This window comes from Coleofasciculus sp. FACHB-712 (assembly GCF_014695635.1).
Lineage (GTDB): Bacteria > Cyanobacteriota > Cyanobacteriia > Cyanobacteriales > FACHB-T130 > FACHB-T130.
In genome coordinates, this window is record NZ_JACJOQ010000488.1 from 1 (window position 1) to 4,472 (window position 4,472).

4 protein-coding genes and 1 pseudogene are annotated in these 4,472 nt (G+C 44.1%); 1 reads left to right on the forward strand and 4 read right to left on the reverse strand.

From position 1 onward, the window contains the following. Nucleotides 1-146: 146 nt before the first annotated feature. On the reverse strand, nt 147-2,417 hold the full coding sequence (locus tag H6F50_RS16045) for a WD40 repeat domain-containing protein (protein ID WP_190429464.1): 2,271 nt from the start codon (nt 2,415-2,417) through the stop codon (nt 147-149). A 244-nt stretch (nt 2,418-2,661) separates the two neighbouring features. Between H6F50_RS16045 and H6F50_RS27645 the strand changes: the two genes are divergently transcribed. Next, a complete protein-coding gene (locus H6F50_RS27645; protein WP_277879354.1) occupies nt 2,662-2,796 on the forward strand; it encodes a hypothetical protein in 135 nt (44 codons plus the stop codon). Between the two features lie 240 nt (nt 2,797-3,036). Here H6F50_RS27645 and H6F50_RS16050 read toward each other — a convergent pair whose 3' ends face one another. From H6F50_RS16050 to H6F50_RS16060, 3 genes and pseudogenes are all read right to left on the reverse strand, one after another. Next, nucleotides 3,037-3,717, reverse strand: a complete 681-nt coding sequence (locus tag H6F50_RS16050; RefSeq protein WP_199292195.1) for a chromophore lyase CpcT/CpeT — start codon at nt 3,715-3,717, stop codon at nt 3,037-3,039. Nucleotides 3,718-3,732: 15 nt separating this feature from the next. Continuing rightward, on the reverse strand, nt 3,733-4,149 hold the full coding sequence (locus tag H6F50_RS16055) for a hypothetical protein (RefSeq protein ID WP_190429465.1): 417 nt from the start codon (nt 4,147-4,149) through the stop codon (nt 3,733-3,735). A gap of 63 nt (nt 4,150-4,212) precedes the next feature. Further along, a pseudogene (locus tag H6F50_RS16060) lies at nt 4,213-4,472 on the reverse strand (deoxyribodipyrimidine photo-lyase); the annotation flags it as partial.

The window sequence follows — 4,472 nt, forward strand, 5'->3', positions numbered from 1 at the left end:
CGTTGAACTCAGCAGCGATCGCATTCTAAAATTTTGAACCAAAATCGCAACTAGATGAAGCTTCAAGCTTATCAAGAGCGATCGCGTGGTTGGTTGAAGGGATGCGATCGCGTCTTTTGTAGCACAGATAAAACTCAAATGGCTGCCTACTGCTTAGTGCCAATACCGTCGCAAAGATGGCGATCGCGCTCACTCACATTGGGGTTAGTCTTCAGATAGTCACGCAGCCAATTGCAACCGCCCACCAGTAGATTTTCTAGATCCAAATTCCACAGAATAACCGTACCATCATCACTAGCTGAAGCTAACATTTTACCATCAGCACTGAAGCTGACGCTGTTTACATTGTCAGTATGCCCGCGAAAAGTGTGTAATAATTGTCTATCATTAAGGCTCCATACTTTCACTGTTTCATCGTTACTGCCCGAAGCTAGTATTTGACCATTGGGGCTAAAACAAACACTATTAACCCAAGAGCTGTGGCCTTGGAAAGTTTGCAATAAACTGCCGTCTAAGCTCCAAAGTCCCACGTTTCTGTCCCTACTAGCTGAGGCAAGTATCTTACCATCAGGACTAAAACTCAAGCTATTGACAGCTTCACCATGTGCCTGGAAAGTTTTGACTTCATTAGTATCGAAATTCCAGAGTCCAACTGTTCCTTTGTCACAAGCTAATGCCAGTGTTTGACCATCGGGATTAAAGCTTACGTCTAGAACTATCCCCTCAAAAGTTTTTATGGTTTTGGGGAATTTTTCCTTGATGTCCCAAATTGCGACTCTTCCACGAGCGTCGGATAAAGCTATACTCTGACCGTCAGGGCTAAGGTTCATGCTACTTAAACAATAGACATCCCTACTGTTAAGTTTCAAAGTTTTGAAATTTTTGAATTTTTCGCCGTCACGTTTCCAGAGTTTCACTGTGGCAAAGTAACAAGCAGAAACTAGCATCTGACCATTGGAACAAAATTTCACGCTTTCGACGGAATCCTCATGACCTAGAAGGGCTTCCAATTCAGTACCATCAATGCTCCAAATTCTCACAGTTTGATCTAAACTGGCAGATCCTATTAATAAACTATCAGGACTGAAGCTTATGTTATTGACTGGCTCACTATGACCTCGAAAGGTTTGCCGTTTGTTACTGCTTAGGCTCCAGAGCCTGAGTGTCCCATCAGCACTAGCTGAAGCTAGCGTCTGAGTATCAGGGCTAAACGCTAAAGAACTAACCGCGCCAGTATGGCCTTGGAAGGTTTGCAATTCTGTGCCATCAATGGTCCAGAGTCTGACTATCCCATCGTAATCTGCCGAAGCTAGCACCTGATCGTCAAGGCTGAGGCTCATAGCAGTGATGAAATCGCTCTGTAAAGGAATGGTTTGCCATTCATCCCTCGCTAGGCTCCAGATGACTGCTGTTCCGCCATCACTCGCTGAAACTAGCGTTTGCCCATCAGAACTAAAACTGACACTGATGACAGGCTTGCCGTGTATAAGGGTTTGTCTATTAGTACCATTGAGATTACATAGTTCCACTCTATCCCGAATAGCCAAAGCTATCACCTGACCATCAGGACTGAAACTGATGCTCTCAATACCGTTTTGTCTTTTGAAAGTGTCCTGTTTATTGCCATCTATACTCCCAAGTTTTACCGTCCCTTGATGGTCAGATGAAGCCAGCATCTGACCATCAGGGCTGAAACTTACGTTATGGACGCAACTATCATGCTCAAGAATTGAGAATTCAGGGCCATTGTTGGTGTCAATGTTGAGCTTCCAGATAATTATTTTGCCTGACTGATAGGCTGAAGCTAGCATCTTACCGTTAGGGCTAAATTTTACATTCCAGACCTTTACGAAGCCATCATTATTGTGCTTCAGAGTTTTGAGCAAAGTGCCGCCAATGCTCCAAAGCCTCACTGTGCCGTCCTCACTAGCTGAAGCTAGTATCTGACCATCAGGACTGAAGCTAACGCTAGTAACACCAGCGCCATGTCCCTGAAAGCGGTTACGCTCTCGCACTGTAAAAAGTATCTGCTGGAGCCTGCACACTGTCTGAATTTTGATATCATCTGGTGCTTCCGTATCCTGTAATTTTCTGCCTGCCTTAACAGCGGCTAATAATGCTCCAAGTTGATCGTTTGACGAAAATAAGGATTGAGACAGTGAATTTAGCTGCTCAATTTCTAAGCGTCTTCGCTCTTGCTCACTTGGAGATTTCCAAAACTTTTCTTCTAATTGATGTAGAAAGTCTTCACGCTTGTGACCTTCGGATTGGAATCCTAACTGTTGGTACATTGAGGTCTTTTGCCTTTTATAAGCAGCCTCGCTCATCCCTAAATCTTTGGCGCGATCTTTGTCTCCCTTGCCCCGATTATCAGGATCGGACTCTACCAGGAAGACCTTTCTTGCTGCTGGTTTCAAGGAGCTTGCCTCCTTTTCTAGAAAGTCACGATACCTGCTTTTTACTATCTCTTCCATAGCAAGTTAGCTGTGCAACCAGCTCCTTCAGTGCTTTAAGTCGAGATTAATCTATCCAACCATAGTCTGGCAACCTAGAAATTTTTTTCTACCTACCTGTCAGGTAGGTAGAAAAAAATTTCCATCTCGACATTTCCGGTAAGTGCCTTTTTACTAAAGTTAGGCAGTAAAACCACTTGAAACAGAAATGACAAAAGATACATTGATTAATTCTTCAACACCAGAATTTCAGTGGGAGCAACTTGAAATACCTGGTCTTTTCGCTCAGATACAAGAGCCACTTGACGAGGCTGAGGAGGACGATGAGAATAAGGATAATTAGGTGTTTTAAAAAACAGATTTTCAGCTCTGGAAGTAAAAATCTGGATCAATCCCTTACAGTGTCTAATTGACCTAGTGCTAATGACTCGGAAGGGCGAGAAAGAAATAACCCTAATTTGTGGATGAATTAAGAAATAACCAGCCGTTGCTATCTCGTTTAAAAAAAGGGATTTAAGCAATTAGCAGTTATGGGTATTAATTTAATCCAAAGCCTTTTTCAATCCACAAATTAACAACTATTTCATCGACTCGCGTTTGGCTGAACCCACCGAAACTGATAAGGTTCGCCTTTTGACCCCCAAACTTGATTCCCTGCGGCATCAAAAGCCCGATCTAATGTGTCCATTCCAGTAGAATGCAGCACAATTCGATTTGTTACTTTCACTGCGCCTTTGTAGTCGCTGGGACAACCTGCCTTCGGTGTCTCGCCGATATAATTCTCACCGTCAGGTTTTAAAAATACGCTGCATTTAGCAGCACCAATATCGGTTAATTTGATGACACGCTTTGCTTCTGGTTTGCTACATAGACCAATCAAAGCTTCTGGTGTTGGTGGTTTAAATGATTGCGATTCTATGCTTTGGTTATCAGCACTGGGGGCAATTTTTAGGAGTCTCTGCCGATAGGGCTTGGCAAGATTCTGGGACATCGCTTGTTCTTGGTAGAGGAAAACTACCTTGGGATTTTTTTTAGTATTTTCTATGCTGACTTTGCAGGTAGTCATTCTCACATTTGGGGCTTTGGGATTGGCTTGCGCTTGTGCAGACGTGTCCATTACTCCGACTAAATGCGACACTACTTCCCCAAGTTGTTGCTGCATTGGTATCGATTGGATATTCGACGCTGGACGCGAATAAGCCGCAGTGCTAGTTGAGGAAAAAAGAGCGATCGCGATCAAACTCTGAGTTCTTGTATTCTTCACAATAGTCTCCCAGTGCTAATCAAAAACATAACGTTCGGCAACGCGCCAGTAGCGAGAAAAGCGTTTAAGGTCAATATATCCGTCGTATTTTACAAATGGCTCAACAGGTAACACTTCGATAGGCAGCGATTCCTCAATGTTGTCGCAAATGAGGCCAAAACGGGGGCTAGGACTTTCTGCTGTAACAATTCCATCGGCATTGTGTTCCTTGGCAAAAGCAATAACTTCAGCAGCGACATCCCCGCGTCGAATCGTTACTGGAAGTTCTAGCAAACATTCATAAATAAAAGTAATCCGCTTGAGACTCAGCTGCCACTCTTCAATCAAAGCATCATCCCAAACCCATATCGCGGAGCTTTCAGGGTATGCTTGCAATGCGGGATTTCCAGGACTTAAACAGTCTCCATGCACCCAAATTATCGGCTGTTTCATTAATTCAAGACTCACGCACTCAAAACTCGCGCACTCAAAACTCACGCACTCAAAACTCGCGCACTACCGACGCTTCTTCCCGCGCTGAAAACTCTTGCTACCGCCACTTCGATCGAAACTTTGAGCTTTAGGAAACAATCGCTTCTCTAGTTCATCGTAGCTGCCCTCGAAGTCACAATGACCGTACAGGGGGCATTGGCGGCAATAGACGCCATCCGTATAGCGTTCTAAGTTCTCCCGGTTAAAGAAATAAGGCTTTTGGCTAAAGGTGCTGGCAACCCACTGCCAGGAGAGATTATTGCTGGCTGGATCGCCATCCAGTA